The organism is Pseudomonas sp. AL10 (assembly GCF_029960685.1).
Classification (GTDB): Bacteria; Pseudomonadota; Gammaproteobacteria; order Pseudomonadales; family Pseudomonadaceae; genus Aquipseudomonas; species Aquipseudomonas lactis.
Genome location: NZ_JASBQZ010000020.1, coordinates 48,579 through 73,831, shown reverse-complemented (window position 1 = coordinate 73,831; position 25,253 = coordinate 48,579). Strand labels below are relative to the sequence as shown.

At 60.8% G+C, this 25,253-nt stretch carries 13 protein-coding genes; 8 read left to right on the top strand and 5 right to left on the bottom strand.

All coding sequences use genetic code 11. The annotated features are described in order from the left end of the window. The first annotated feature begins 11 nt into the window (after positions 1-11). The 3 genes from QK296_RS18540 to QK296_RS18530 are packed head-to-tail and all read left to right on the top strand — an operon-like array spanning position 12 to position 4,134. The gene (locus QK296_RS18540) at positions 12-944 is read left to right on the top strand and encodes a cytochrome c peroxidase (RefSeq protein WP_282391167.1); all 933 of its coding nucleotides are present in this window, start codon (positions 12-14) and stop codon (positions 942-944) included. Beyond that, on the top strand, positions 941-2,758 hold the full coding sequence (locus QK296_RS18535) for a DAHL domain-containing protein (RefSeq protein WP_057711007.1): 1,818 nt from the start codon (positions 941-943) through the stop codon (positions 2,756-2,758). The genes QK296_RS18540 and QK296_RS18535 overlap by 4 nt, the downstream gene beginning before the upstream one ends. Then, on the top strand, positions 2,755-4,134 hold the full coding sequence (locus QK296_RS18530; RefSeq protein ID WP_034134319.1) for an ATP-binding protein: 1,380 nt from the start codon (positions 2,755-2,757) through the stop codon (positions 4,132-4,134). The genes QK296_RS18535 and QK296_RS18530 overlap by 4 nt, the downstream gene beginning before the upstream one ends. 20 nt (positions 4,135-4,154) lie before the next feature. Here the strand turns inward: QK296_RS18530 and QK296_RS18525 are convergent, their stop codons facing one another. Then, positions 4,155-4,427 (bottom strand): type B 50S ribosomal protein L31, encoded by a 273-nt coding sequence (locus tag QK296_RS18525; RefSeq protein WP_014717108.1) that lies wholly within the window; start codon positions 4,425-4,427, stop codon positions 4,155-4,157. A gap of 281 nt (positions 4,428-4,708) precedes the next feature. Then, positions 4,709-5,650, bottom strand: a complete 942-nt coding sequence (locus tag QK296_RS18520; RefSeq protein WP_222938870.1) for a hypothetical protein — start codon at positions 5,648-5,650, stop codon at positions 4,709-4,711. A 196-nt stretch (positions 5,651-5,846) separates the two neighbouring features. Here QK296_RS18520 and QK296_RS18515 point away from each other — a divergent pair, with 196 nt between their 5' ends. The 3 genes from QK296_RS18515 to bglX all read left to right on the top strand — a co-directional run bounded on the left by QK296_RS18515 (position 5,847) and on the right by bglX (position 10,181). Continuing rightward, positions 5,847-7,466, top strand: coding sequence for an FMN-binding glutamate synthase family protein (locus tag QK296_RS18515; protein WP_282391162.1), 1,620 nt, complete (start codon positions 5,847-5,849; stop codon positions 7,464-7,466). A gap of 12 nt (positions 7,467-7,478) precedes the next feature. Then, entirely contained in the window at positions 7,479-7,763 is a 285-nt protein-coding gene (locus QK296_RS18510; RefSeq protein WP_282391161.1) for a putative quinol monooxygenase, read from the top strand. Between the two features lie 111 nt (positions 7,764-7,874). Continuing rightward, the gene (bglX, locus tag QK296_RS18505; RefSeq protein ID WP_034134323.1) at positions 7,875-10,181 is read left to right on the top strand and encodes a beta-glucosidase BglX; all 2,307 of its coding nucleotides are present in this window, start codon (positions 7,875-7,877) and stop codon (positions 10,179-10,181) included. Positions 10,182-10,313: 132 nt separating this feature from the next. Here the strand turns inward: bglX and QK296_RS18500 are convergent, their stop codons facing one another. Continuing rightward, entirely contained in the window at positions 10,314-10,685 is a 372-nt protein-coding gene (locus QK296_RS18500) for a GtrA family protein (protein WP_282391160.1), read from the bottom strand. Between the two features lie 213 nt (positions 10,686-10,898). Between QK296_RS18500 and QK296_RS18495 the strand changes: the two genes are divergently transcribed. Beyond that, complete coding sequence (locus QK296_RS18495) at positions 10,899-12,029, top strand: OpgC domain-containing protein (RefSeq protein ID WP_120248720.1); 1,131 nt, start codon at positions 10,899-10,901, stop codon at positions 12,027-12,029. Positions 12,030-12,099: 70 nt separating this feature from the next. After that, the gene (locus QK296_RS18490; protein WP_282391159.1) at positions 12,100-18,597 is read left to right on the top strand and encodes an NEL-type E3 ubiquitin ligase domain-containing protein; all 6,498 of its coding nucleotides are present in this window, start codon (positions 12,100-12,102) and stop codon (positions 18,595-18,597) included. 112 nt (positions 18,598-18,709) lie between these two features. On the opposite strand, the gene QK296_RS18485 is transcribed toward QK296_RS18490, so the two are convergent. Together QK296_RS18485 and QK296_RS18480 are read right to left on the bottom strand one after the other, a co-directional pair. Then, the gene (locus tag QK296_RS18485; RefSeq protein ID WP_003188898.1) at positions 18,710-20,128 is read right to left on the bottom strand and encodes an amino acid permease; all 1,419 of its coding nucleotides are present in this window, start codon (positions 20,126-20,128) and stop codon (positions 18,710-18,712) included. Positions 20,129-20,446: 318 nt separating this feature from the next. After that, a complete protein-coding gene (locus tag QK296_RS18480) occupies positions 20,447-25,045 on the bottom strand; it encodes a hypothetical protein (protein ID WP_137204089.1) in 4,599 nt (1,532 codons plus the stop codon). Between the last annotated feature and the right edge of the window lie 208 nt (positions 25,046-25,253).

The following is a 25,253-nucleotide window of genomic DNA, read 5'->3' as shown; positions in this document are numbered from 1 at the left end:
GTTCTGGCCTGATGTTCGCGTTATGCCTGTGCACTACATCGCTCGCAGCCGCGCCACTGAACGAAGCGCTCAAGCCCTTGCCGACGGTTCCAGTACTGGACCCGGCCAAGGTTGAGCTGGGTCGCCAGCTGTTCAATGAGCCGCGCTTGTCGGTCAACAACACCTTGTCCTGCGCCAGCTGTCACCCACTGACCAGCGGCGGCGCCGACAACAAGCCGTTCTCCATTGGCTTTGACGGCAAGCCGGTGCAGATCAATACCCCTTCTGTGTTCAACGCCAGCCTTAATTTCAAACAGTTCTGGAACGGTCGGGTGGACACGTTGGAGGCCCAGGTCGAGCAGGTGGTGATCAGCCCGGTGGAAATGGGCAGCGACTGGAAAACCGTGGTGCGCAACCTGTCTGCCCTGCCCGCCTACCAGAACGCGTTCGAACAGGCCTATCCCGATGGCGTCACCGCTTCCAATGTGCAAAATGCCCTGGCCACCTACGAGCGCACGCTGCTGACACCCAACTCGCGGTTTGACCAATACGTGCTGGGCAACACCGATATCCTGACCCGCCAGGAAAAATACGGCTACCAACGCTTCAAGGATTACGGCTGCATCGCCTGTCACCAGGGCGTGAACATTGGCGGCAATATGTTCCAGAAGTTCGGTGTGATGGGCGACTACTTCAAGGCCCGCGGCAACCCGCTGGAATCGGACCTGGGGCGCTACCTGCTGACCCAGGATGAAGAGGACCGCCATGTATTCAAGGTGCCCAGCCTGCGCAATGTGGCCGTCACGGCGCCGTACTTCCACGACGCCTCGGCCAGGACGCTTGAGGAGGCGGTTGACGTGATGTTCAAGTACCAGTTGGGGCGCAACCCGTCCCAGGAAGACAAGGACCTGATTATCCAGTTTCTCAAGACCCTGACCGGCGAATGGGCGGGCAAACCGCTATGAGACGCTTGTCACGCCGACGTATCAGCCAGATCCTGCTAGGCCTCATCACCCTGTTACTGGCCTCCACCCTGGTATTTTTGTACCTCAAGTCTTCACGCGACCAGACGGCCACTTATACCCAGTCGCGCGACTTGATCCGCCAACTCCAGCAGCTCAATGCCCAGTGGGACAGCGAAGTACTCAAGGCCAGGATCGCGATCACCCACAACTACGACCCACTGGTCACACCGCTGACCGAAATGACCCGCATCGGGGCTGAACTGGAAAGTCGCGACACCTACCACAGCGCAGCCGACCTGCCCGGTTGGCAAGCCAGCCATGCGGCGTATCTGAGGGCCATCGAGGAAAAAGCCCGGTTGGTCGACCAGTTCAAATCCCACAACGCAGTGCTGCGTAACTCATTGGCTTTTTTGCCGACGGCCGAAGACGACATCCAGGCCCAATTCAACAGCATGACCGACGAAGGCCGGCTGCAGCTGCAAAGCGTGGCCACCGACACTTACGACCTGCTGCTCAGCAGCCTGGAGTTTGCCCAGGTCACCAGCGACGAACGTGCCGCCGATATCCTGGTGGGCCTGGGCAAACTGGCCATCAACCAACAAAGCCTGCCCAGTGAGTTCCAGGCACCGGTGGAGATCCTCAGCAATCATATTTCGCTGATCCTGCGCGAACAGCCACTGGTCAACAGCCTGCTGGAGCGGATTGCCGCCGTGCCGGTGGCCGAACACCTCGATGACTTGACCACCCACCTCAATCAGGACCAGCAAGCCACAGACCTCATCGACCATCAATACCATCGCTACCTGCTGATCTTCTCGACCTTGCTTGTGGTGCTGCTGCTCTACCTGGCGGTGCGCCTGTTGCGCAGCTTCGCCGAGATAAACCGCGTCAACCGCGCGTTGCAGGCCGCCAACGAAACCCTGGAGCAACGCGTGGAGCGGCGCACGCAACAGCTCAAGGATGCCCAGAGCGAGCTGATGGACAGCGCCCGCCAGGCCGGCATGGCAGAGATCGCCACCAACGTGTTGCACAACGTCGGTAACGTGCTCAACAGTGTGAATATCTCCGCCGATCTGGTCAGACGCAAGTTGCGCGCCAGCAAGGCGCTCGGCCTGGGCAAGGCCATGCAGTTGATCAACGCCCATCAGGGCGACCTGGGCACCTTCCTTACCGAGGATGAAAAGGGCAAGTTGCTGCCGGGCTATCTGAACCAGTTGGTCGAAGCGATTGCTGTCGAACAGCAAGGCATGAGCGATGAGCTGGCGCAGTTGAGCAAAAGTGTGGACCACATCAAGGACATCGTCTCGACCCAGCAATCCTATGCGGGTGCGTCTACCTTGCTGGAGCCGGTCAATATCAGCGCCTTGATGGACGACGCCCTGCGCATGAACGCCGGCGCGCTGAGCCGTCACCATGTCACTGTTGTGAAGGCGTACGCCCCGGTGCCGGAGATTTTGGCGGACAAGCACCGGCTGCTGCTGATCATGGTCAACCTGATCAGCAATGCCAAATACGCCATGGACAAACTGTCTGAGCGGCCACGGCAAATCACCCTGGCGGTGGAATCGGTAGGCGACGAGACCCTGAAGATCAGTGTGAAGGACGATGGCGAAGGCATACCGCCCGAGAACATGGCACGCATCTTCACCCACGGTTTTACCACCCGCAAGGAAGGCCACGGCTTCGGCCTGCACAGCTGCGCCCTGGCCGCCGTGGAAATGAACGGCCAGCTCAGCGCCCACAGCGACGGGCCGGGCCTTGGCGCCGTCTTCACCTTGACCATCCCCTTGACCCTTGCCGGAAGCAGCTCATGAACCAACCTCCCAACCGGCGCATCCTGCTGATCGATGACACACCGTCCATTCATGAGGATTTTCGCAAGATCCTGATGCCCGACGAAGCCTCAACCGAAGCGCTGGATGAGATGGAGTCGGCACTGTTTGGCGACGCCGCCAAACCTCAAGCCCAGGCATTCGAGCTGCACGGCGCTTACGGCGGCGAGGAAGGCCTGGGCTTGCTGACCAGCGCCATGGCGCAACAGCGCCCCTATGCGTTGGCCTTCGTTGACATGCGCATGCCCCAGGGTTGGGACGGCGCCAAGACCATTGAAGAACTGTGGAAAGTCGCCCCCGACCTGCAAGTGGTGGTGTGTACCGCCTACTCGGACTATTCCTGGGATGACCTGTTGTTTCGCCTGCACGCCCACGACCGCCTGCTGATCCTGAAAAAACCCTTCGACAACATCGAAGTCCAGCAAATGGCCAACACCCTGGCCAACAAATGGGACATGGCCCGCCGCGCTTCCCTGCAAACCTCGCAGCTGGAGCGGTTGGTGGAAGAACGCACCCAAGCGCTGCAACTGGAAATTGAAGAGCGCAAGCACCTGGAAAGCCAACTGGTGCAGTCGGAAAAACTCGCCTCGCTGGGGCAACTTGCGGCCGGCGTCGCCCATGAGATCAACAACCCGGTGGGCTTTATTTCCTCCAACCTCAGCACCCTCGACAGCTACTTCAAGCAGCTGCAACAGATGCTCGATGCCTACCAGCACAGCGAAGCGCACATCGGGGCGCCAGAACATCGCGAACCGCTCACGGCATTGCGCAACGAGCTGGACCTGGATTTTCTCAAGGACGACATTCCGATCCTGATCCGCGAATCCAAGGACGGTATCGGCCGTGTGGTGCAGATCGTCAAAGACCTGAAGAACTTCTCACGGGTGGATAACGACCAGACCTGGCAATTTGCCAACCTGCAGCAAGGCATCGATTCGACGCTGAACATCGTCGCCAGCGAACTCAAGTACAAGGCCGATGTGGTCAAGCACTACGCGTCGCTGCCGGAAATCGAATGCCTGGCCTCCCAGCTCAATCAGGTGGTGATGAACCTGGTGATCAACGCCGCACAAGCCATGGGCCCTGAGCGCGGCACCATTACCATCAGCAACGGAGTGGAAGGCGAAAACGTCTGGCTGGAAGTCGCAGACAACGGCTGTGGGATTGCCCCCGAGACCGTGCAGAAAATCTTCGACCCGTTCTTTACCACCAAGCCGGTGGGCGAAGGTACGGGGTTGGGGTTGTCGTTGTCCTACGGGATCGTCAAAAAACACCGCGGCGATATCAGCGTCAGCAGCGAGCTGGGCAAGGGTACGAAGTTTCGGGTGGTACTGCCGATTCGGCAGACGGCGGCGTAGGACACGCCGCCGGATCATGCTCATGCGTCAGCTTTTTTCGGGCTCGACCCAAACGATGCAAAACGCTTGTTGAACCCGGCAATCCGACCTTCGGCCTGGGTCTTGCGCTGCTGGCCGGTGTAGACCGGGTGCGAGGCGCTGGAGACGTCCAGCGGTATGTAGGGATAGGTGTTGCCGTCGCTGTGTTTATGGGTGCGATCACTGTCGGCGGTGGAACCGATGAGGAAGAACACGTCGGCGGCAGTGTCGTGGAACAGCACGGTGCGGTAGTCGGGGTGGATACCAGCTTTCATGAGGCCTCCGGGGCGTTTGGGCGCAGTTGATTTGTTATACAGTAACACAAAATCAAACAACCAAACGAGAACCTATTGCAATAAGAATAGATTGCGCCGATCTATGCCCCTAGGTATTGCGTCACGCTCCGCGATCAAACTGTGGGAGCGGGCTTGCTCGCGAAGGCGGGGCAGCCTACTCATGCCTACCTGACGGGCCGAGATCTTCTATAGATATTTATGGCCTTATGGGGCTTGCTGGAAATCCCTTTCCAAGAACCAAACCTGTCTCCCCTCCGATCTTAGCTGCCCGCCTTATTCAACACTGTCTTGACCAGCTCTGGCGTGGCCTCATTTTTTTTCACAGCACTGGCATACCCTTTTAAGACGCCCCAGATATCCCCCTGCGCAGCACTCTCGAGCGCCTGATCAAAACCATCGGCCCGGGTTTTGTCAAAACCATCCTTCGCCCCCTTGAGGGCCCCGACCAACCCCTGGTCTGCATCGCCGATGCCCAGAAGAATATTGCTGAGCCCAGGAATAAACCAGGTTCTCTTTCCAGCTTCGCCGGAAGCCCACTGCAGATTATCTTTGTTGGTGCCATCCGCCTTTACATGGGTGTCGCTGGTACTATCCAGACGGTGATGCTCACGCAAGGCTGAATAACCCTGCTCCGTAAAGTCTTTCCACATACCAGCCGGCGTACCGTGCCGGGCATCGCCGCTACGGGTAATGCCTTCAAGATCGCCATTGCCATGGGCCTTGCCTCGGTGTTTGCCGTCAGCCGATAAGGACGTATCGATATAGTTAAGTACCCGCGCCGCGTTGAAGGCGGCGTCCGCTCGTGCCTGCGGGTCTTTGTTATTGCTCGTCCAATCGCCCAGAAGCTTATAAGCCAATGGGCGATTGATATCTTTCTGATGACCGAGGTTTTTGAGGATCGGGTTGTCGTTGATAATTTGCTCGGCGGTACGGTTATCACCTGGTGGACGGCCAGTAGCCAACTCCGGCTTTCGACTCACATCCTGCTCAGGTTTCTCAATACCCTCCATTCTTTTATGTTCTTGGGCGATCTGCTCGCGCTGCGAGCCGGTTAACTGGCTTTTACCCCCGTCGTCACTGGAAGGCGCAGAACTCCAGACATTGGAAAAAATATTCGCTGTCGTTATCGATGCCGTCATAGGTAAGTTACTCACTCTTGCCGTTATAAATTCCGTCTTGATAAAAGTGTCCTTACTTTCCATTGCCCGGTCATAACCAGACGCCCAATGAATGGTGACGGGGGCGTAATAAGTTCCTCTATCAAGCTGATAGATATTTTTGTCTGTACAAAGACGCCGAAGTACAAAAAAGCGACAGGGCGATCAATCCTTGTCCGTGCTTTATCGACAGGTGCAGAATGGGTGATCGACCTGAAGAGTCCGAACCCAAGGAAACCGTATGAGCCTGTCCTTGTTAAGCCGCTACGCCTTCTTCGCTGTGTGTGTCATTTTCACCCTCGCCAGCCTCCCCTTTATCGAACACGAATGGCTGTGGCCTATCACGCTAGTCACCGGTGTACTCAGCCTGATCGGCATTGTCGACCTGCTGCAAAGCCCTCATGCGGTGCGCCGCAACTATCCGATCCTGGGCAATATCCGTTACCTGGTAGAAACCATCCGCCCGGAAATCCGCCAGTACCTGCTGGAGTCCGACAGCGACGCCCTGCCCTTCTCCCGCGCCCAGCGCTCGCTGGTGTATTCGCGCGCCAAGAACGAAACCGCCGACAAACCCTTCGGCACCCTGATCGACGTGTACCAGTCGGGCTTCGAATTTATCGGCCATTCCATGCGCCCTGCGCCACTGAGCGACCCCAGCAGCTTTCGCGTGATGGTCGGCGGCCCGCAGTGCACGCAGCCGTACTCGGCGTCGGTGTTCAATATCTCGGCGATGAGCTTTGGCTCATTGAGCGCCAACGCGATCCGCGCACTCAACCACGGCGCCAAGCTCGGCAACTTTGCCCACGACACCGGTGAAGGCAGCATCAGCCCCTACCATCGGGAAAACGGCGGCGACCTCACCTGGGAACTGGGCAGCGGTTACTTCGGTTGCCGCACCAGCGACGGCCGTTTCGACCCCGAACGCTTCGCCGTGCAGGCCCAGAACCCGCAAGTGCGCATGATCGAAATCAAGATGAGCCAAGGCGCCAAGCCCGGCCATGGCGGAATTCTGCCCAAGCACAAGGTCACCCAGGAAATCGCCGAAACTCGCGGCATCATGATGGGTGAAGACTGCATCTCGCCGTCGCGTCACAGCGCGTTTTCCACGCCGATCGAGCTGATGCAGTTCATCGCCCAGTTGCGTGAACTGTCCGGCGGCAAACCGGTGGGCTTCAAGTTCTGCTTAGGCCACCCGTGGGAATTCATGGGCATTGCCAAGGCCATGCTCGAAACCGGCATCCTGCCGGACTTTATCGTGGTCGACGGCAAGGAAGGCGGCACCGGCGCCGCGCCGGTGGAGTTCACCGACCACATCGGCGTGCCGCTGCGCGAGGGCCTGCTGTTCGTGCACAACACCCTGGTGGGCCTGAACCTGCGCGACAAGATCAAGCTCGGCGCCAGCGGCAAGATCGTCAGCGCCTTCGACATCGCCAGCGTCCTGGCCATCGGCGCCGACTGGGCCAACTCGGCACGTGGTTTCATGTTCGCCATCGGCTGCATTCAGTCTCAGTCATGCCACACCAACAGATGCCCGACCGGCGTGGCGACTCAAGACCCGCTGCGTCAACGCGCCCTGGTGGTGCCGGACAAGGCCCAGCGCGTGTTCAACTTCCACCGCAACACGCTGCACGCCCTGGCAGAAATGCTCGCCGCCGCAGGGCTGGAGCATCCATCGCAATTGTCGGCCAAGCACTTGGTACGGCGCATGTCGGCGACTGAGATCAAGCTGTTTTCACAGCTGCATGTGTTCTTGAAGCCCGGCGAGTTGCTCACTGGGGAAGTGAACGGCGAGTTTTATTCGCGGATGTGGCAGATGGCGCGGGCGGATAGTTTTGAGCCCCATGAAATCGCAGCGGCCTGAAGGACACCTAGCATGTTGAAAGTCATCGCTGAAGATTTTATCAAGCCCGAACATCTGGAAACCGTGCGCCCGTGGTACGCCGAACTGGTGGAAAAAACCCGCCAGGAACCGCTGTGCATCGCCTACGATTTGTTTGTCGATCAAAAAGACCCTGGGCACTTCGTCTTTATCGAAAAGTGGCCCGATCAGGCAGCGCTGGATGCGCATTGCCAGACCGAGCACTTCACCCGTTTGGTACCGCAGATCAATGTGTATCAGGCCAAACCGTGCAGGGTCTTGCTGATGGAGGCTTTCTGAGAATACCCCGCCTGTCTGAAACGGGCGCGCACTGTCAATTCTGACAGTAGATGATTTTGCTCTGATGCAAAACACTTGAAGGCATCAACCCTACCCATGGACGGGTGAACCATGCCTCTACATTTTGCTTCATTGCTGCTCGCCTGCCTCCCGCTACTGGCGCTAGCCCAGGACGATCCGGTTGAACGCTTGCTGGCGCAAATGACCCTTGAAGAAAAAATTGGTCAGCTCAGCCAACTTGGCATCCAGACTACGCCCACCGGCCCCGTCATTGATCAAGGCACGCAAACACAGATGCCCGTCACCCTGGTGGGGTCGGTACTGGGGGCGAGTACCGCGCAACAGACCCGCCAGTTGCAAGAACAGGTAGTCAACGGCTCTCGCCTGCATATTCCCTTGTTATTCGCCTATGACGTGTTGCATGGTTTTCGGACGGTGTTTCCAGTGCCCTTGGCGCAAGCCTCAGCGTGGGACCCGGACCTGGCACAACGAACCGCACGCGCGGCAGCCGTAGAAGCCACCGCCAGTGGCGTGCATTGGACCTTTGCGCCCATGGTCGACGTTACCCGTGACCCGCGTTGGGGACGCGTGGTGGAAGGCGCAGGTGAAGATCCGTTTCTGGGTTCTGCCCTGGCCGCTGCCCTCGTGCATGGCTTTCAGGGCGCAGGTGCCCCTGACGTCTCGTCGATGCTCGCGACGGCAAAACATTTCGTGGCCTACGGCGCTGCCGAAGGCGGTCGAGACTATAACGTTGCCGACCTGTCGGAACGTACCTTGAGAGAAGTGTACTTACCTCCCTTCCAGGCCGCCGTCGCAGCCGGCGTCGATGCAATCATGCCGTCCTTCAACGAGGTGGCCGGCATTCCCATGCACCGCCATACCGCCCTGCTGACCGGTCTGTTGCGCAAACAATGGGGGTTTACCGGCTTGCTGGTCAGTGATTTCAATGCTGTCTGGGAATTAGGCCCACAAGGCATTGCCGCCACGGCGGCCGACACCGCACGGCTGGCGTTCACTGCCGGGGTGGATATCGAGATGGCCAGTCAATCCTATCGCCAACACCTGCCGACGCTGGTGCGCAACGGTCAGGTATCGCGCAAAACTGTGGACGACGCCGTGCGTCGCGTACTCACGGCTAAGCAACGCCTGGGGCTGTTCGATGACCCCTATCGGTACAGCGACGAAGCCCGCGAGCGGGCCAGCCAGCTCACGCCCCAACACCGCGCCCTGGCTCGAGAAGCGGCGCAGAAATCCATCGTCTTACTGAAAAACAGCGGCACATTGCTGCCGCTTTCCAAACAGCCGGGCAAGGTCTTGGTTGTCGGCAGCCTCGCCTCGGACGCCAGCGCCACGATCGGCCCATGGGCCGGGGCCGGACGCGCCGAAGAGTCCGTCACTGTGCTGCAAGGTCTGCGCAATGCTGTCGCACCTGGCACCGAGATTGTTTACCTGCCCGGCGCCTCGCCCAGCAGCCCGCATATCCAAGATATCAAGCAGGTCGAACGTACTGCGCGTGAAAGCGACCTGCTCATCGCCGTGCTCGGGGAAACCGCAGAACAGAGCGGCGAAGCCCATAGTCGCGCCGAACTTGGCCTGCCGGGTGGGCAGAATGCGCTGCTAAGCACACTACTGAACACAGGAAAGCCGCTGGTCATCGTCCTGATGAACGGCCGCCCGCTGGTGCTCGATGAGTCAGTCCAACAAGCGCCCGCCTTACTCGAAACCTGGTTCCTGGGCAGCGAGACCGGGAATGCCGTGGCCGATGTGCTCTTTGGTGACGTAAACCCCAGCGGCAAGCTGCCAATGACGTTCCCACGTCATGTGGGCCAGATACCGATTTACTACGCGCATAAAAATACCGGCCGCCCACCCAGCGGTGATGGCAGTTACGCATCCGCCTACATTGATGTGCCCTGGCCCCCCCTGTATCCATTTGGCTTCGGCCTGAGCTACACCTCGTTCGTCTACTCCTCTCCTCGCCTGAGTAGCCCTCGACTGACCTCCACCCAGACGCTGGAGGTTGAAGTCACCGTCACCAATACGGGCAAACGCGCCGGTGATGAAATCGTCCAGTTGTACCTGCGCGATGATGTTGCCAGCGTCACTCGACCAGTGCGCCGATTACGGGGTTTTCGCAAAATTCATTTAGCACCGGGCGAAAGCCGCAGCGTGAGCTTTTCCCTGGGCCAACAGGACTTTGCCTTACTCGACGAGCATTTCTCGCCGAAGGTCGAGGCCGGCGGTTTTACCGTCTTCGTGGGGCCGGATTCGACGACTACCAACCAGGCGCATTTCGAGGTGAGCGATACGCGCCGGTTGCCTATTGCGGGGCAGTCTGTCCCACCGGCGTTGCCCAACTGGGCTGCCGAGCGGTTGTCGATTGTTTGTTTACAGGCGAGAAATAGCGAAGCGACTTGAAGACTACCGCCTCAAAACATATGAGCCTGGCCAGTCAGCGGCGAGTTTATGCGGGCGTGGCCCATTGCGTGCGCAGTAAAACGCGCACCGTTTGTTCCTCGTTGAACAGTGGCACCACCAGCGAGATTTTCATTATCCACGCTCGCGAAACACCACACAGTGCGACAGCAAAAAACCGCACACCAGGCTGACCAGCGAAAACACCAGCACGGTGACAATCCCTGGCATACGCAGATGGTCGCCCAACCATCCCACAGCCAGGCTCAAGCCGCCCATGCAGGTCATGAACAGCAAGTAGCGGCCCAAGGAAACGGGGCTATCAAACGTAAAGAGGGCATTGATGTAAAACGAGAACGACGCTGCCAAACAGAACGCCAGCAAATTACTCAGCGCCTGATTCAACTCAAACCCTGTCCGGAACATGAAAAACAGCTGCCAATGGATCACCGTATTGGCGATACCAATCAGCGTGTAGCTGGAGAATCCTTTCCAGAGTCGAGTCATGCTTCAGTCCTGTGCGGCTACGCCAAGCAAGCCACGGCTGCCAAACGCCGTCTACTGTCAACCTTGACAGGTACCCCAAGCCCAATTGAGACATTCAGCAATACCCAGCCTTTGCAATTGCTTACAAATACCGCCAACCTGCGCCCGCCCGACGTGCGGCGACGCCCGCGCGCACCTATCGTCATTCAACTACTTGTTCAAGAGCCCGCTGCCATGCTGAACGGACGCGACCCGCGCATCGATTTTTTTCGGGGCCTGGCGTTGATCTTCATTTTCTGGGATCACGTGCCCCACAACCCCTTGGCCAATGTCACCGTGCAGAACTTCGGGTTCAGTGACGCCGCAGAAATCTTCGTGTTTCTGGCCGGCTACGCAGCCGTGCTGGCTTACGGCAAGATTCTGCAGCGCGATGGCTATCTCTTCGCCTGCCTGAAAATCCTGCGTCGGGTGTGGACGCTCTACGTGGCGCATATTTTCCTGTTGGCGCTGTTGATGGGCATCGTGATTTTCGCCAACAGCCATATCGAGACCCGCGACCTGGTGCAGGAGATGGGCCTGGAATATTTCCTCACCAATACCCAGCAGGCCTTGCAGGATGAACTGCTGCTGCGCTTCAAGCCCAACCTCACCGACCCGTTGCCCTTGTACATCGTGCTGATTCTGAGCCTGCCGCTCACCCTGCCGCTGCTGGTGTATGTGCCCAACGTGATGGTGGCGATCTCGGTGGCGGTGTACCTGCTGGCGCCCTGGCAGGGCTGGAATTTGCCCGCGAGCAACGGCGGGGTGTGGTACTTCAACCCCATCACCTGGCAATGCTTGTTCATCCTCGGCGGCGCAGCCGCGTTGCGCTCACCCAGCCCGGCCGAAGCGCGGCCGTTGCTGCGCCAACCCTTGTTTGTGGCCGCTGCGCTCTACGTGTTGGTGACCTGTGTGATCACCCTGTCGTGGCGCTGGCCCGAGGTGCATGACGCCTGGATGCCACGCGTCATTGGCGGATGGCTGTACCCCATCAGTAAAACCGACCTGTCGCCGGTGCGCCTGCTGCACTTCCTGGCCCTGGCCTACGTGACCGCTAAATTGCTCCCCGACGTCGGCTGGACAAAGCAGTGGCTGGCCCTGCAACTGGCGCGGATGGGGCGTTACTCCCTGGAAGTGTTTTGCCTGGGCGTGGTGCTGGCGCCACTGGCCGACATGCTCAATGCCATGGGGGGCGACAGCGTGGCGATCAAGTTATCCACCGCCTTGGCCGGTGCTGTGTTGATGGGCGTATTGGCCGCCTGGCTGGACATGAACAAGCGCCTGGACCAACGCTACGCCAACCGCGCCGTCGTCGCGACTACATAGTTAGCGACGCCGCCGGACACCGGGATGGTTCCATTTGCCTTTGCACCCTACAGTCAAAGGAAATGGCGCCATGCCCACTCAGTTACGCCTCAACGGCTTATCCGGCAACCTGCAAGACAGCGAGTCCTGGAACCGGCAACAAGCCCTGGAGATGATCCGCCAGACCGTCACTCAAAGCCTGGCCAGCCTCACCCCGGAACAACAACGAACGTACCTAAGGCTGCAACGCGAGGCGCACGCCGCATTGACGGCGGTTGACAACGCAAACACCGCGTTGATCAATACCTTCAAGACTCAGGGCCTGGCACGCCTGCGCGAAAAGCTCGGCGGCCAGGACCCGGAAAAGGTCTTGCTGCACACCCGCTACTTGGAGCCGGTCACCCCGCCCCTGCCGTGGGAACCACGCAGCAGTAACGTCAACGATCAGCGCCAGGGGCGCTTTCGCCGCGCCTATGACGAATGGAAATACCGTCCTCATCTATCGACAATGTCCCTGTGGGAGGCCGCCTGCCTGAACTTCGGCTACGCCACCCAGACGCCTCAGACCTCCGGGCATACCTTCGTCGATGCCACCTACCTTTCCGGCAATGACGACCCAAGCCTGACTGTCGAAACCTTCGTCCAGATCACCCGCGAGCTGGACCTGGGAGGCGAACTGCAAGGCGTGCTCACCGCGCAACTGGGCAGCGGTGGCAGCCTGTACACCTTGCTGCGCACCAGCGCACGCGCCTGCCTGCGTTTCGAGGCCCTTGAGGCGTATCGAAACCGCAGCAGCAGCGGCCTGACCCTGGCCCTTTACCAGACGCTGACCCAGGCCATCGACAGCGACGAGCCCTATCCCTCAATCGAACGAATGGCGATGAGCAAACCCTCAGGCATATTTCCAGAGGTGACCCTTGCACCACCCGCCACCGCTGTGCCGCTGCCGCTGTTGCTGATTCCCGTGGGCAGCCTGGGGGTGGTTTCCTATTTCCCCTTCCGCCCCGAGGGAGCCCTGCGTTATCACCCCGATGCGAGCAGCGCCAATGCGCAGTTTGTGGCGCAACTCAAAGACAGTCATCGCAAGCACGACCTGGGATGGTTTGCTCGCCAGTTACCGCTGGTTGAACTCAACGAATTCAAGCGCCTGCTCCACGAGGAACAGCGCCCGCCAGGCTTGTCTGCCGCCGCTTCTTTCCTGTACGACAGCCTCCATTACCTGTTCCCGGAAAGCACCCTGAGCGACCTGCGCTTCAGTGCATTGCCCAAGCGCTCACGCCACGCTTCGCTGGTAAACACCTTGACCGGTTCGCTGGTTCAGCAGTTCCAGGCCAACCTGGCGACACTGGCTCAAAGCCGCGCAGACCGGGACGTGCAAGCTGTGATTGATGGCGCCGCAGCCATTGCCGCCGAAGTCCTGGAGCTATTGCTTACCCCCGTGCCGGGAGGCGTGACCGGCATGACCAGGATCATGCAGGTGGCAGTGTTCGGTAGCCTGGGCCACAGCATCATCCAAGGCGTGAACGAAGCGCTCAAGGGTGAGGCCGCCAACTTTGCCGCGGCCATGGGGGATGTCGCCGACCTGGCAGTCAACGGCCTGCTGACTTCCACCGCCGGCAGCATTCATCGCCGGCGCATGAACGCACTGCTCGACCATCTGGGCAACCCGCGCAAAGTGATACGCAGCGATGGCACTCACACGCTGTGGAAACCGGATATCAGCCCCTATGCAATCCTCGATCAGCACCTACTCGACGGCCAGGTAGCCAACACCCAAGGCATCTATTCGCTGCGGGAAAAACACTACGCATGGCTGCGGCACACCGAGCAAAAACATGTGGTGGAGGTTGGCTACGACAGCAGCCTCATGCGCTTCGTACTCAAGAATGATCATCGCGGCGGCTTCGCACCGCCCATCGTGTACGACCCACACTTGGGCGCGTGGACGCTGGACTTGAACAACGCACACACCCTGAGCAACGTACAGTTGGCCGAACGCATGTTGCCCAACGGCTCGACCGCCGTGCCCGCTCAAGCCATGGAGACTTTGCTGCGCAGCACAGCCACCACGCGCAGCACCCTGGATGCCATCTGGCAGGGCCAAGCCACGCCGGTCAACCTCGTCGAAGGGGTGCGCCGGTTGCAAGCCGACCGGGTGATCGAGCAGCTCATCACGCAGTTCCATCGCCGCGGACACATGCCGCCCCACGCCGACGGCGCGGTGTTGTGCCTGCTGACCCAATTGCCGGAATGGCCGACCGGCGCATTGATCAACGTGCACACTGCCGACGGCTCGTTGAGCGAAACCTACGGCGCCATTGAACAGCACGCCCCGGCGACCACACTCATCAGCCTCAAGCGCCGTGACGATGGCACTTACACCGGCCTCGATGGGCGCCCTGATACCGATGAGCAACTGCTTGGACTGATCCTGCGCCAGCAACCACCGGGCTCCGTACTGGGCAAAGCTGGCAGCCCGCATTTGACTACCGCCCAGCGCACTGCGCGCCTGCGCGTGCAGATCAGCGCCCTGGTCCAGACACGACGCCTGGACCTGTTCCAGGCCCTGACTCGTTATGCCGGCTATGCCAGGCATGAAGTGCCAGTGGGCCAAGCGGCGCGCGACTTGCTACCTATCAAGGTGGCGCAGCCGTTGGTAATCGTCACGCCGCTGCTGCGCAAACTCCATGAGCTGTACCCACCGCTCACCCCGGCCAACGTTGCGCAACTGCTGGAACACCAACCGCTCACCCCATCGCAACAAACACGTTTCCTGCACGACGCCAGCCTGCCCACCGCGACCCGGCAACTGCTGGAACAACACCGCACTGCCTTGCGCATCGACGCCGCCATCGACGGCCTGTACCACCCACGCCCGTTCAACCCGGACAACGATCAATGGGCCAGGGAGTTCGCCTCAAGCCTGCTGCGCAAGTGGTTCAACCGCCACTTCGTAGTGACCGAAATGGTCAATGGCACGCCGCCCAATCGCTATGTCTCCAGCAGCCCGGACGACACCACCGTGGAGCTGCTGCATTACGGCGAGGGCCGCTACGAGGCGTACGACATGCGCAATGCCGGCTCCATTGCGGTGTCGCCGGCCATCGACAGTTTCTACCTGGCAATCGGTTCGGTGTTGCAACCCCATGAACGCACCCGCCTGGGCATGAATGCCGACACCGACGCCAAGGGCTTGCGTAAAACCCTGGGGGACCTGATGAGCGCGCAACGCAGCCCCGAAGGCTATGTCAGCCTGCTCAACGGCTCCCTGGGTCAATACGAACAATCTCTGGTGTTGCCGGCTGAACTCCAGGCCAATGCCGAGGGCATCTATGCGTGGCAGGATCAACAACTGATCAGCCTCTACGGCTCGTTGTATCCGATCACGTTTGACGAACAACGGCTCAAATGGCGACTCAAGCACCCCCAGAAAGTGGGGGTCGATACCCCGCTGCTCGAACATAACCGGCACGGCGCCTGGCGCTTGGCGAGCGAAGACCCGATGAGCTGGGATGATCACCGTTTGCTCTATCGTCTCGGGCCTGAAAACGCCCATGTCGACCAGCCCACCTCGGCGCGCATACTCGCCATTACCGACACGCCGGCCCGAGCCCTGCGCGAGGTGCACAGTGCTGGCCTGCCGCCTCCGCCGCTGCTGGAGGACACCACCAAGCGCGTAGGCATCGAGCGGCAGATTTTGCATTTCATCCAGGCGATGACCACCGCATCGGCCCGCCATAACGCCCGGCCTACCCTGCAGTTGATGCTGTTGAGTTTACTGCCTGGCTGGCCCGACAGCCATGCGTTGCAAGTGGTGGATAAACGCAATCAGGTGCTGGTCCAGTACCCCGCCAAGGTCAAGGCCCCCGTGCAAATCATTCGTGTATCCCAAGGCAATGCGCGTGGCACCACGCCGATTTACGATGCGGCGCTCAACGACACCTTGGTTCAAGCACTGTTGGGGGAGCTACCCGCCACCGTCGAAGAGCGCCAGTTCAAGCTGGCCAAACGCATCGCCGAATACGCCTATCGCGAAAGAGCCCAACTGTTCGAGCAGTTCTACGCGCAAAGCGAGCAGCCTGGCACGCTGCTGGAAACGCGCCTGAAACAGCATCATCCGCAACTGCCTGTGAGCGCCGTCCGAGCCATCCTCGGCCAGGCCACGATCAAGGAGCAACGCCAACTGCAGGACAAAAACCAGGTCGGCCTGCGCCTGGCTGAACAGGCGCGCCTGACCGCCCACGACCTGCGCTTGAACCGCGCCTACGAGGGCCTGTACCTGACCACTCTGATGAACCCCGACAGCGACACCATCACCTTGCATATGCTCAAGTCACTCAACGGCTGGCCTGCACAGTTGCGCCTGGACATCCACGAGGACACCGACACCGGGCGCCTGCTGGAAAGTGGCGGGCACCTCACCGGCACCGACCGCCGCGCCCTCATCCGGGTGGGTGGCCGTTATCGTGCCCTCGACCCGCAAGGCCGCACACTCAACGATCCAACCGACAGCACTGGCGACCTGCTGAGCGCCATTGTCCTGCTGCTGTCACCCAGCGAATGTACAGCGTTGGGCATGGCCGATCGGTTCGACCTGGCCACACTGCAATCACGCGTTGCAGACCTGGCGCTGAACCAACGCGTGGCGATCAAGCGGTTGCTCGACCTGCCCGCGATACCGCCATGGTTGCAACCGCCGATGAAGGTGGACAGCTCATTCGTGGCCTATCCACTTTCACTGCAAAACCTCTGGCCGTTCCGTGGCCCGAGGACTGCGGACCTGGTGCGTAAGGTACAAAAACTCTATCCCAGCTTCAGCGTGGAACAGGCCGAGCTATTGATCGAATCACTGGACTTGTCGGCCCCCGCCACCCTGCTGGAACTGGAGCGCCGCGAAGCCGAATACGCCACCCTGGACCACGGCCTGACGCGCTGGGCCGAAACCCTGCAGCCCATCGACGACCCGGCCACCGATCCTATGGGGTTGAACCTGGGGCGGCGGCGCTACCTGGCCCAGCATATCCGCCAAGCCTGGCGCCATGAAACCCCTAGATCGCGCAGCTATGATTTCTTCGAACGCCATTTCTTACATCTGCAATTGGAAGACAACAATCTGCCCGATGCTGATTTCATCCTCGGCACTCGAGGCTTTGAACACATCGAAGACCTGCACATCTCGGGCAATACATTCCCGGCGACCGGCAATGCCTTCCTCAGCCGCTTTGCCAACCTGCGTCAACTGAACATCGACTGCCTGCTCAGCGAGTTACCAACGCAAATAACCGAGATGCGCCATCTGGAAGTACTCAACCTGGGCGGCAACCACATCACCCTGGACGCAGACGCACGCCAACGCCTGGCGCAAATGACCTCGCTGCGCGAATTGAACCTGAACGACAACCCTCTGGGCCTGGCACCGGATGTCAGCGCCATGGACCAGTTGCGCATCCTTAACCTGCGCAATACCCAGATCGACCAGTGGCCCTTGGGAGCCGACGACAGGCCCGTCCTGAACCGCCTGTTACTCCAGGAAAACCGCCTGACGACCTTGCCGAACACGCTGTTCCAGCCCGGACGCAGAGTTCAGGTGAACCTGGATATCCAGTTGCATGACAACCCACTGGATGCCGAGACCCTCGCCCGCATCGGAGCGCACGCCAACCGTACCGCCGCCCTGGGTGGCCCTCTGCCAGGCATCACCCACCAACCGCCCCGCGAAGCAGACTTTGCCAATTGGCTGAGTGGCGTACCGGTTGAGCAACATGTGCAGCGCCGCACCCTGTGGGACCAATTGCTGTCTATCGAAGAGCCCAGCCCGGATGATGCGTTCCGGGTACTGCGGGATTTGACCCAGGCGTATGCCTACAGCAATACATCGGCACGCCCCGCCTTGACTGAAAGGGTCTGGAAGCTGCTGGAGGCGATGGGCAACTCCACGCAGTTGCGTAACGAAGTCTTCCTTAACACCTATTTGGCCGGCACCTGCGGCGACGGTGCGTTGCTGACGTTCATCGACATGGAAATCACCCACCTGCGCCACATCGCCAAGGTGCAGCCCGCCACGCTGCAAGCCAGTCGTGATTTGATGGATTTGGCCAACCGCGTGTTTTTCTTGCGTGAGCTGGATCAATTCGCCGACGAGCACATATTGGCGCTGCGTGCCGCCGGAAAAGAACCGGACGATGTGGAAGTCAAACTACACCTGCGCATCGCCCTGGCCGAGGAATTCAACTTGCCGATCGGGCCTGAGGAGATGCTGTACTCAGCAGAGCGATGGGTGAAACCACAGGACATACGTCGCGCACGCCAGAAGCTGCAACGGCTAAAGGCCAGCGATGCGGCAATCAACGCGCTGATGACCGAGCCGTTCTGGATCGAGTTCATGGCCCGCCATTTACCCGAGCCCTTTGCAACGATCAGCGCCACGACGCGCCATAAGATCGAGAGGTTGAATCGGGAAGAGTCGGACCGACGCTCGGACCTTTATCTGGAGCGTCGCCAGGCCATCATCGATGAAGAAAAAGACGAGTTGGCGCGGCTGGTACGCCAACTGACCCTGGCTGTGCAGGCCGCAAAAACAACCTCCTGAAGGCCGAAACCGCCTGTCTTCCTGTAGAAGCGGGCTTGCCCGCGAAGGCGGTGTGTCAGCCACTGAATCTATGACTGAACTGCCGCTATCACAGGCAAGCCCGCTCCCACATTTAGACGGAGCGGCTCGCGCCGCTGTTGGCGACGGCGGGCTGCAACTTGAACGCGTAGTACAACACGGTCAACAACACCAGAAACGCAGGCCCTACATACAGCGCCACACGGGTCTCGGGGAAGTACGCCATCAGGCCCACCACCAGCACCAGGAACGCCAGCGCCAGGTAGGAGCTGACTGGGTACAGCCACATGCGGTACTTGAGGCCCGCTTGCTCGGCCGGGCTCAGGCCTTTGCGGAATTTGAGCTGAGCCAGCAGGATCATCAGCCAGGTCCAGATCGCGCCGAAGGTGGCGATGGAGGTCACCCACACGAACACCTGGTCCGGCACCAGGTAGTTGAGCAGTACGCCCAGCAACAAGGCAAAGATCGACAACAGCAACGCTTTGCGTGGCACGCCGTTACTGGAGGTGGTGCCGAACGTCGCCGGCGCCTGGCCGTTCTGCGCCAGGCTGTAGAGCATGCGCCCGGTGCTGAAGATGCCGCCGTTGCAGGACGACAACGCGGCGGTGATCACCACGAAGTTGATAATGCCCGCAGCGGTCTTGATGCCCAGGCGCTCGAAGGTCATCACGAACGGGCTACCCTGGGTGCCGATTTCATTCCATGGGTAGATCGACAGGATCACGAACAACGCGCCCACATAGAACAGCAGGATGCGCCAGAACACCGAGCCGATGGCACTGGGAATGGTCTTCTGCGGGTTGCGCGCTTCACCGGCGGTGAGGCCGATCATCTCCACGCCCAGGTAGGCGAACATCACCATCTGCAACGACATTAACACGCCCTGCACGCCGTTGGGCATGAAGCCGCCGTGGGTCCAGAGGTTGGAAATGCCCAGTGCCACGCCGTCATTGCCGAAGCCGAAGGCGATGATGCCCACGCCGCCGATCACCATCGCAATGATGGTGACGATCTTGATCAACGCGAACCAGAACTCGAACTCACCGAACGCCTTGACCGCGATGAGGTTGATGGTGCCCATGCTGATCAGCGCCGCCAGGGCCCAGATCCAGCGCGGCGTGTCGGGGAACCACACGCCCATATACACCGCCACGGCGGTGATTTCCGCGACGCAGGTCACCAGCCACAGGAACCAGTAGTTCCAGCCGGTGAGAAAGCCAGCCAAGGGGCCCAGGTAGTCCTGGGCATAACGACTGAACGAACCGGCTACGGGGTTGTGCACCGCCATTTCACCGAGGGCGCGCATGATCACCAGGATCGCCAGGCCGCCAATGATGTACGAGAGCATGATGGCCGGGCCGGCCATTTCGATGGCCTTGGCCGAGCCCAGAAACAGGCCTACACCGATACAGGCGCCCAGGGCCATCAAGCGAATGTGGCGCTCGCCCAGTTCACGTTTGAGCGGGCCGCCTTGAGCGGTCTCGCCAGGGGGCAGTGGTTTGCCAACAGGCATAGGGATACAACCTCATTTTGTTATTGGATTTAGCCACCGAGTCTCAGGCGTATCAGCCGGTGGGCTCATACACCGGCCGGACCGGGCCTGCCTCGTGGGCAAACCCGCCTGGCGCGAATGCTCGGCCAGGACAGCGGGGCGTGCAGTATAAAAAGCTACCGATAGGGCTTTTCACTCAATAAACAGCAAAATTTGGCGATAAGCCCCGGAAAAATCGGCTTCGACGGATCGGGCTCCCGCTGTCTAGACCGGCCCTGCCAGGGCAAAACGGCGCAGAGTATTACATAACTTTCAAAACCCAGGCTTATCCAGCGCGCCTCAGTCCACGCTGAAAAACAGGCGCCGGGCCAGGCGTCGGGAAATGCTTGCACGCTCGATTTCCAGGGTTTGTCGCACGCGCCCGGTCTGGCCGGTGCGGATGCGCGCGAACGCCTGCGCCTCCACCTCGGCCTGGGCCTGGCGCCCCATTCGTTCCTGCTCGGGGCTCTTGAGGTGGGCGGCATTGTCTTTGTAGTGGTCGTCCGGCCCTACGCGGCTGTCGTAGTGAAAATGCGCGTAACACAGCGCCTGCCCGGTGTGCGTGTCCACGACGGCGTACACCTGCAAGAAGTCCCGTGACTTGCCTTTGATCGGCACGCGTGCGCCCTGCCTCACAATGCGCACCTCGTTGAGTGTGTGCAAAAAATCCACATCTTCCGCGCTGCCCAACTTGAGCTTGCTGGCGTGCACGCGCGCCTGTACGCCGGCTGCATCCAGGCGCATCGCCGCCGCCCGAAGGTCGCTGGCCCGGACACGGGCGTTGGCCTGTTGCGTCGCCGCCAACCTCGACACGTCCAGCTGGCGCAGTTTGCTGTCGATATCGGCAGCGAGCATCCGCCGGCTGTTGGCCTGCGCCACGAGCAAGGCCTGCAGCGACTGCGGCTCACACTTGCCGGTCATGGCCTGCACGTTGTCGATGGCCTTGTCGACATCTGCCAGCAAGCGTTGCCCCTTGTTCATCAACGCCCCCAATTGCGGGTTGGCCACACGCGGCCTGGCCGGCGGCTCCAGCGGTTCCCATACACCGTCCTGCGCCTCGGTGAAGGTGGCAATCACAGTGCCTTTGTTATCCACCAGTTCCGCCGTGCCGGTGTCGCCGACCTGGGTCGGCGCCTTGATACGGGCGACGTACACATCACGGTTGCGGGTACGAATGATCTTTTTCTGTCGTGCACCCGTCGCCTGGGCTGGCTTAGCCGGCCTGGTGCCTGGTGGCGGCGCGAGCAGATCGGCCAGCGCTTGCTCCACATGCTGATGCAGGCTGGCCAGCAAGCCTTGAAGTTTTTCCAGATTGGCCAAGTCGAAGGTGTCCGGGGCCATGGCGCGCCAGAAATGAATATGGTCATCGGTCGTGGCATAGACATGGCTGAAGCTCTTGAGCAGTTCGACCCGCTCTTCACGGGTGGCGGACATGTTTTCCAGCTCGGCCAGGGAGCGACTGGCCCAGCGGGCACGATTGATCACTTGGTTAAAGCTGTCGAAAAACTCTTCCTCCAAGGGCGGGCCCTCGAGATTGATGGTGATGCCCCACAAGGTGATCAGTTGCAAGGCTTGCAGGTCGAGGATCGATGGGCGCGCCGGTACATCCGCCGCCAGCGCACGCGCCTTGTTACGCCCCAGGCGTGGCACCGCTTGCAGTTGGTCCAGGTAGGTGCGCTCCAGGGTACGCCAATGGATGGCAGACTCTTCGGCGTCGACCTGTTCACGCATGCGCAGGTCAAGGTCGGCGTGGGCCTGGCGGTTGAGGTCGGAGCCGGCTTCGTCTTCGCTCTCGTTCTCCAGCACCTCCAGCAGCGGCTTGATGCGATCATTGATCTGCGCCATCTGTTCACGCATGTGCACATCCAGCAAACGCAGGCTCAAAATCAGCGACTCAAGGACTTCACACAGCTCCTGCTCATAATGGGGGCGTGGCTTGATTTCACGCATGCGCATCAGCAATTGCAGTTCCTCTTGGGAACATTGCACCTTGTTTTGCAGTTCCTTGCGGTAACGCTCGCGCAACGTGGCCCGTTGCTCCTCGCTGATCTTGCTGGTTGTCTCCCTCGCCAGATGGCGTGCCACTTCCATCGTCGCGTTGGCCCTTGCCCGCCTGCGACCTGCCTCGCGGTATTGCTGCTCCAGGCTCGACAGCGACGCCTCGCCGGCCTTCAACTTGGCGTCGACGGCGGCGTCGGCATTGCCGCCCGCCAGACGCAACTGCCCATCGAAATCCCATTGCCCCTCGCCCAAGGGTTTCAACCAGGGCCCCAGGGTGCTGCCATCGGCGCTGACTACCCGCACCGCACCGGCTTTGACCGTAACGCGGTACAGCTGCCCGCGTATCAGCGCCTGCCACTGCGCCGGGGTGTGCGACGTGTCGCGCAGCAGGCCACGCTGCGGGCCGCTTTGCTCGGCCCCGGCCCATGAGCCGGAGAAAGCCCGGAGACTGAGGCCGCGCGCCCGTGCGATCTGTGCGGCATTCAGATTGCCACGAGCGTTGGCCCAGCCGGTCGGCGCGGTGAAGCGCATGGGCACTGGCACCTGCGTCGGCACCGGCGGGCTGGGTTCAGGCCGCGCCAGCGAGGCAAACACCGGCGCCTCCAACTGCAGAGGCCAAAGAGGGTCGTGGGGCGTCGCCTGATGCGCGAGGATCACCATGAGGTTGGTCAACACATCCATCACCGCCGCGCTCTTGGCCTGCGGATCGTCGCTGGCCAGGCGCTGGATATCGTTCTGCAAGCTCTCCACCAGTTGCAGCAGCCACCCGCCAAGCATCAATGGCTCGCCGGCAAACGGCAGCACGGCACCGAACAGCAACCAGCCGGCCTGCTTCAACTGGGCCCAGCGTTGCTCGACATTCGACACCGATTGCCGGTCGGCCAGTGCCACCAGTGCCCTGGCGGTGCCGTGGAAAATCAGGCTGGCGGGATCCTCGGTGCTCAGTTGCTTGCTGAGTTGCACCGGTGCAGGTTTTTCATAGGCGGTGAATTCATCGCCAGGCAGGAAATGGCGGATATGCGGTTCGTTAAAACCACCGTGGGCATACACCGCTTGCCGAGCCGGGGCCAGCCACGCCAGTACCTGCTCCTGCAAGGCACCCGAGGCCTTGATCGCGTCAAGCAGTGCCTCGATGGAGGTAAACGCCTGCAACGTCGGCGTCAGCAAAGGTCGGTACAACAGGTGTACGCCAACGCTCTTATCCCGAGGCCCGATGATGAACTGGTTGGTCACCTCGTCCGTCACCGCACCGGGCGCGGCCTTGAACGCCAGCGGCCACACGGCCATGGCCTGGCCTTGCACCTTGCGTTCAGCAGCCGAGGCTTGCAACGCGGCGTGCACACATTGAAAGCCGGCTTCGGTCAGGCCCTGTTCGGCCTTGATCTTCAACGCCAGCGCCAGCATCGGCAGTTGAACCCGCAACTGGGCCTGGAACAACTGCAAACGGCGCGCCGACTCTTGCGGGTCATCCAGCAGCTTTTCCTTCAGCATGTCCGGGTAGGCCTGGCCCACGTCGGCCTTGGTCACACAGCGTTGGAGCAGGCTGTAGGTCAGCCACTTGGGAGCTTTGGCGCCCTTGAGAGTGATGTCGCTGGCGGTGTGGGGAAAGCCGGCCAGGTTTTCCAGGGCCAACTCGGTCAAGGTCAGGGTGACCGGGTCTACTTCCCCGGCGATAAAGCCTCCCGGCACCGGGACGGCGGCGGCAACGACCCGATTGAATGTCAGTTGGATATCTTGCGCGCGCAGCTTCTGGGCAGCGGGCTCAGTGCGCAGACAGGTTTGCAAGGCGTTGTCGGCAAACTGCCGGATCGAGCCAATGCCGTCCAGAAAGTGCTGGCCGTTGCTGCGCTGGCGGGCCAGCACCAGGTTCTGGAGCAGGCGCGCATAGGCGATGCTGTCGGTATCGTCGGCCTGGACAAGCCAGTTTGGCATTGCGCTGCGCAGGGTCTGTTGCAAGGGAGCCAGGCTGGCAACGAACCAGCGACGTGGGTCGGTGATATGGTCCAACAGCCTCTGGTGCTGCCCCGGCAACAGGGGTTGGTGGCGGTCGATGCTGTCGATGTCGCGTAACTGCTGCGCCAGGTAACTGGCCGCCAGGGCGTCGAAGGGATCGCCCTCAACGTCCTGGGCAAACCATTGGCCTACCGCACCATAGGCCGGTAATAGCGCGGCGACGTCGTCCAGGCGGGCTAGCGGGTGGATACCACTGGCGGGGCTGAACATCAGGGTTTGTTGCCCATGGCTGAGCACCAGCACGGGCAGCATCTGCGGCCCATCCCGGCCTGGCTGGTACAAGGCACGAACGCGCAGGGCGTCACCATGAGCATTCCATTGTCGATCCGGCCGCACAGGGTGCAGCAGGTGCCTGGGGAACAGCGTGGCAAATTGCGCCTCGCTCAGGCCAGGGGGTTTGGGTGAGTCGTAGAGCAAGGCCAGCAGGTCGTCCGAGAGGTAACCCCAGCGCGTCATGTCCACCGGCAATGCTTCACGCCACCAGGCTTGCAGGCGTTGCGCATAGGCGCCGAGCAAGAGCGCGCCGCAGCGGTTGATCAGCGGCTCGAGTTGCGCAAGGGTCGGCCCGCCCGGCTCGAAGATCTCTCGACGCCGCTGCACGACCTTATGAAAGTCCGGCACCAGCAGCGTGGGTTTCGCGCTGGCGAGCCGCTGCACCACACGTTCGGCCAGGGACTGGTAAGCCAGCGTGCCGTCGCTGTCATTGGCGGTGCCGATGTAGATCAGGCCGGCTTGCCATATGCCGGTACCCAGGTGCTGGTCCAAGTAAGCCTGGGCGCTGTCTTGCGCGACTAACGGCAATGAGGGCGGTTCGCCAAACAGGGTTTCGATTTGCTCGAGGGTGGTTTGGCGGGGTGAGTCTGCTGAGGTATCGGGAGGTGTCATGAGGGGCTCGGTATGCGGTTAAACCGCAGACGCTACTGGCTGGTGCAGAACTGGCGGCTGTAAACAGTTAGCGCTGCTTGGGGCAACCCCAAATGCCTGCCCTTCGTAGGAGCGAGCTTGCTCGCGAAAAACTCACAGGCGCCGCGCTCATTCAGGAAGCACTCGTTATCGTTGACGGTTTTCGCGAGCAAGCTCGCTCCTACATTTG

Excerpts from the sequence above, each read along its gene's own strand:
- QK296_RS18540 (WP_282391167.1), top strand. The coding sequence starts at position 12 with ATGTTCGCGTTATGCCTGTGCACTACATCGCTCGCAGCCGCGCCACTG.
- QK296_RS18495 (WP_120248720.1), top strand. The coding sequence starts at position 10,899 with ATGCTGAACGGACGCGACCCGCGCATCGATTTTTTTCGGGGCCTGGCG.
- QK296_RS18510 (WP_282391161.1), top strand. The coding sequence starts at position 7,479 with ATGTTGAAAGTCATCGCTGAAGATTTTATCAAGCCCGAACATCTGGAA.
- QK296_RS18535 (WP_057711007.1), top strand. The coding sequence starts at position 941 with ATGAGACGCTTGTCACGCCGACGTATCAGCCAGATCCTGCTAGGCCTC.
- QK296_RS18500 (WP_282391160.1), bottom strand. The coding sequence starts at position 10,685 with ATGACTCGACTCTGGAAAGGATTCTCCAGCTACACGCTGATTGGTATC.
- QK296_RS18515 (WP_282391162.1), top strand. The coding sequence starts at position 5,847 with ATGAGCCTGTCCTTGTTAAGCCGCTACGCCTTCTTCGCTGTGTGTGTC.
- QK296_RS18530 (WP_034134319.1), top strand. The coding sequence starts at position 2,755 with ATGAACCAACCTCCCAACCGGCGCATCCTGCTGATCGATGACACACCG.
- QK296_RS18480 (WP_137204089.1), bottom strand. The coding sequence starts at position 25,045 with ATGACACCTCCCGATACCTCAGCAGACTCACCCCGCCAAACCACCCTC.
- QK296_RS18490 (WP_282391159.1), top strand. The coding sequence starts at position 12,100 with ATGCCCACTCAGTTACGCCTCAACGGCTTATCCGGCAACCTGCAAGAC.
- bglX (WP_034134323.1), top strand. The coding sequence starts at position 7,875 with ATGCCTCTACATTTTGCTTCATTGCTGCTCGCCTGCCTCCCGCTACTG.
- QK296_RS18525 (WP_014717108.1), bottom strand. The coding sequence starts at position 4,427 with ATGAAAGCTGGTATCCACCCCGACTACCGCACCGTGCTGTTCCACGAC.
- QK296_RS18520 (WP_222938870.1), bottom strand. The coding sequence starts at position 5,650 with ATGGAAAGTAAGGACACTTTTATCAAGACGGAATTTATAACGGCAAGA.
- QK296_RS18485 (WP_003188898.1), bottom strand. The coding sequence starts at position 20,128 with ATGCCTGTTGGCAAACCACTGCCCCCTGGCGAGACCGCTCAAGGCGGC.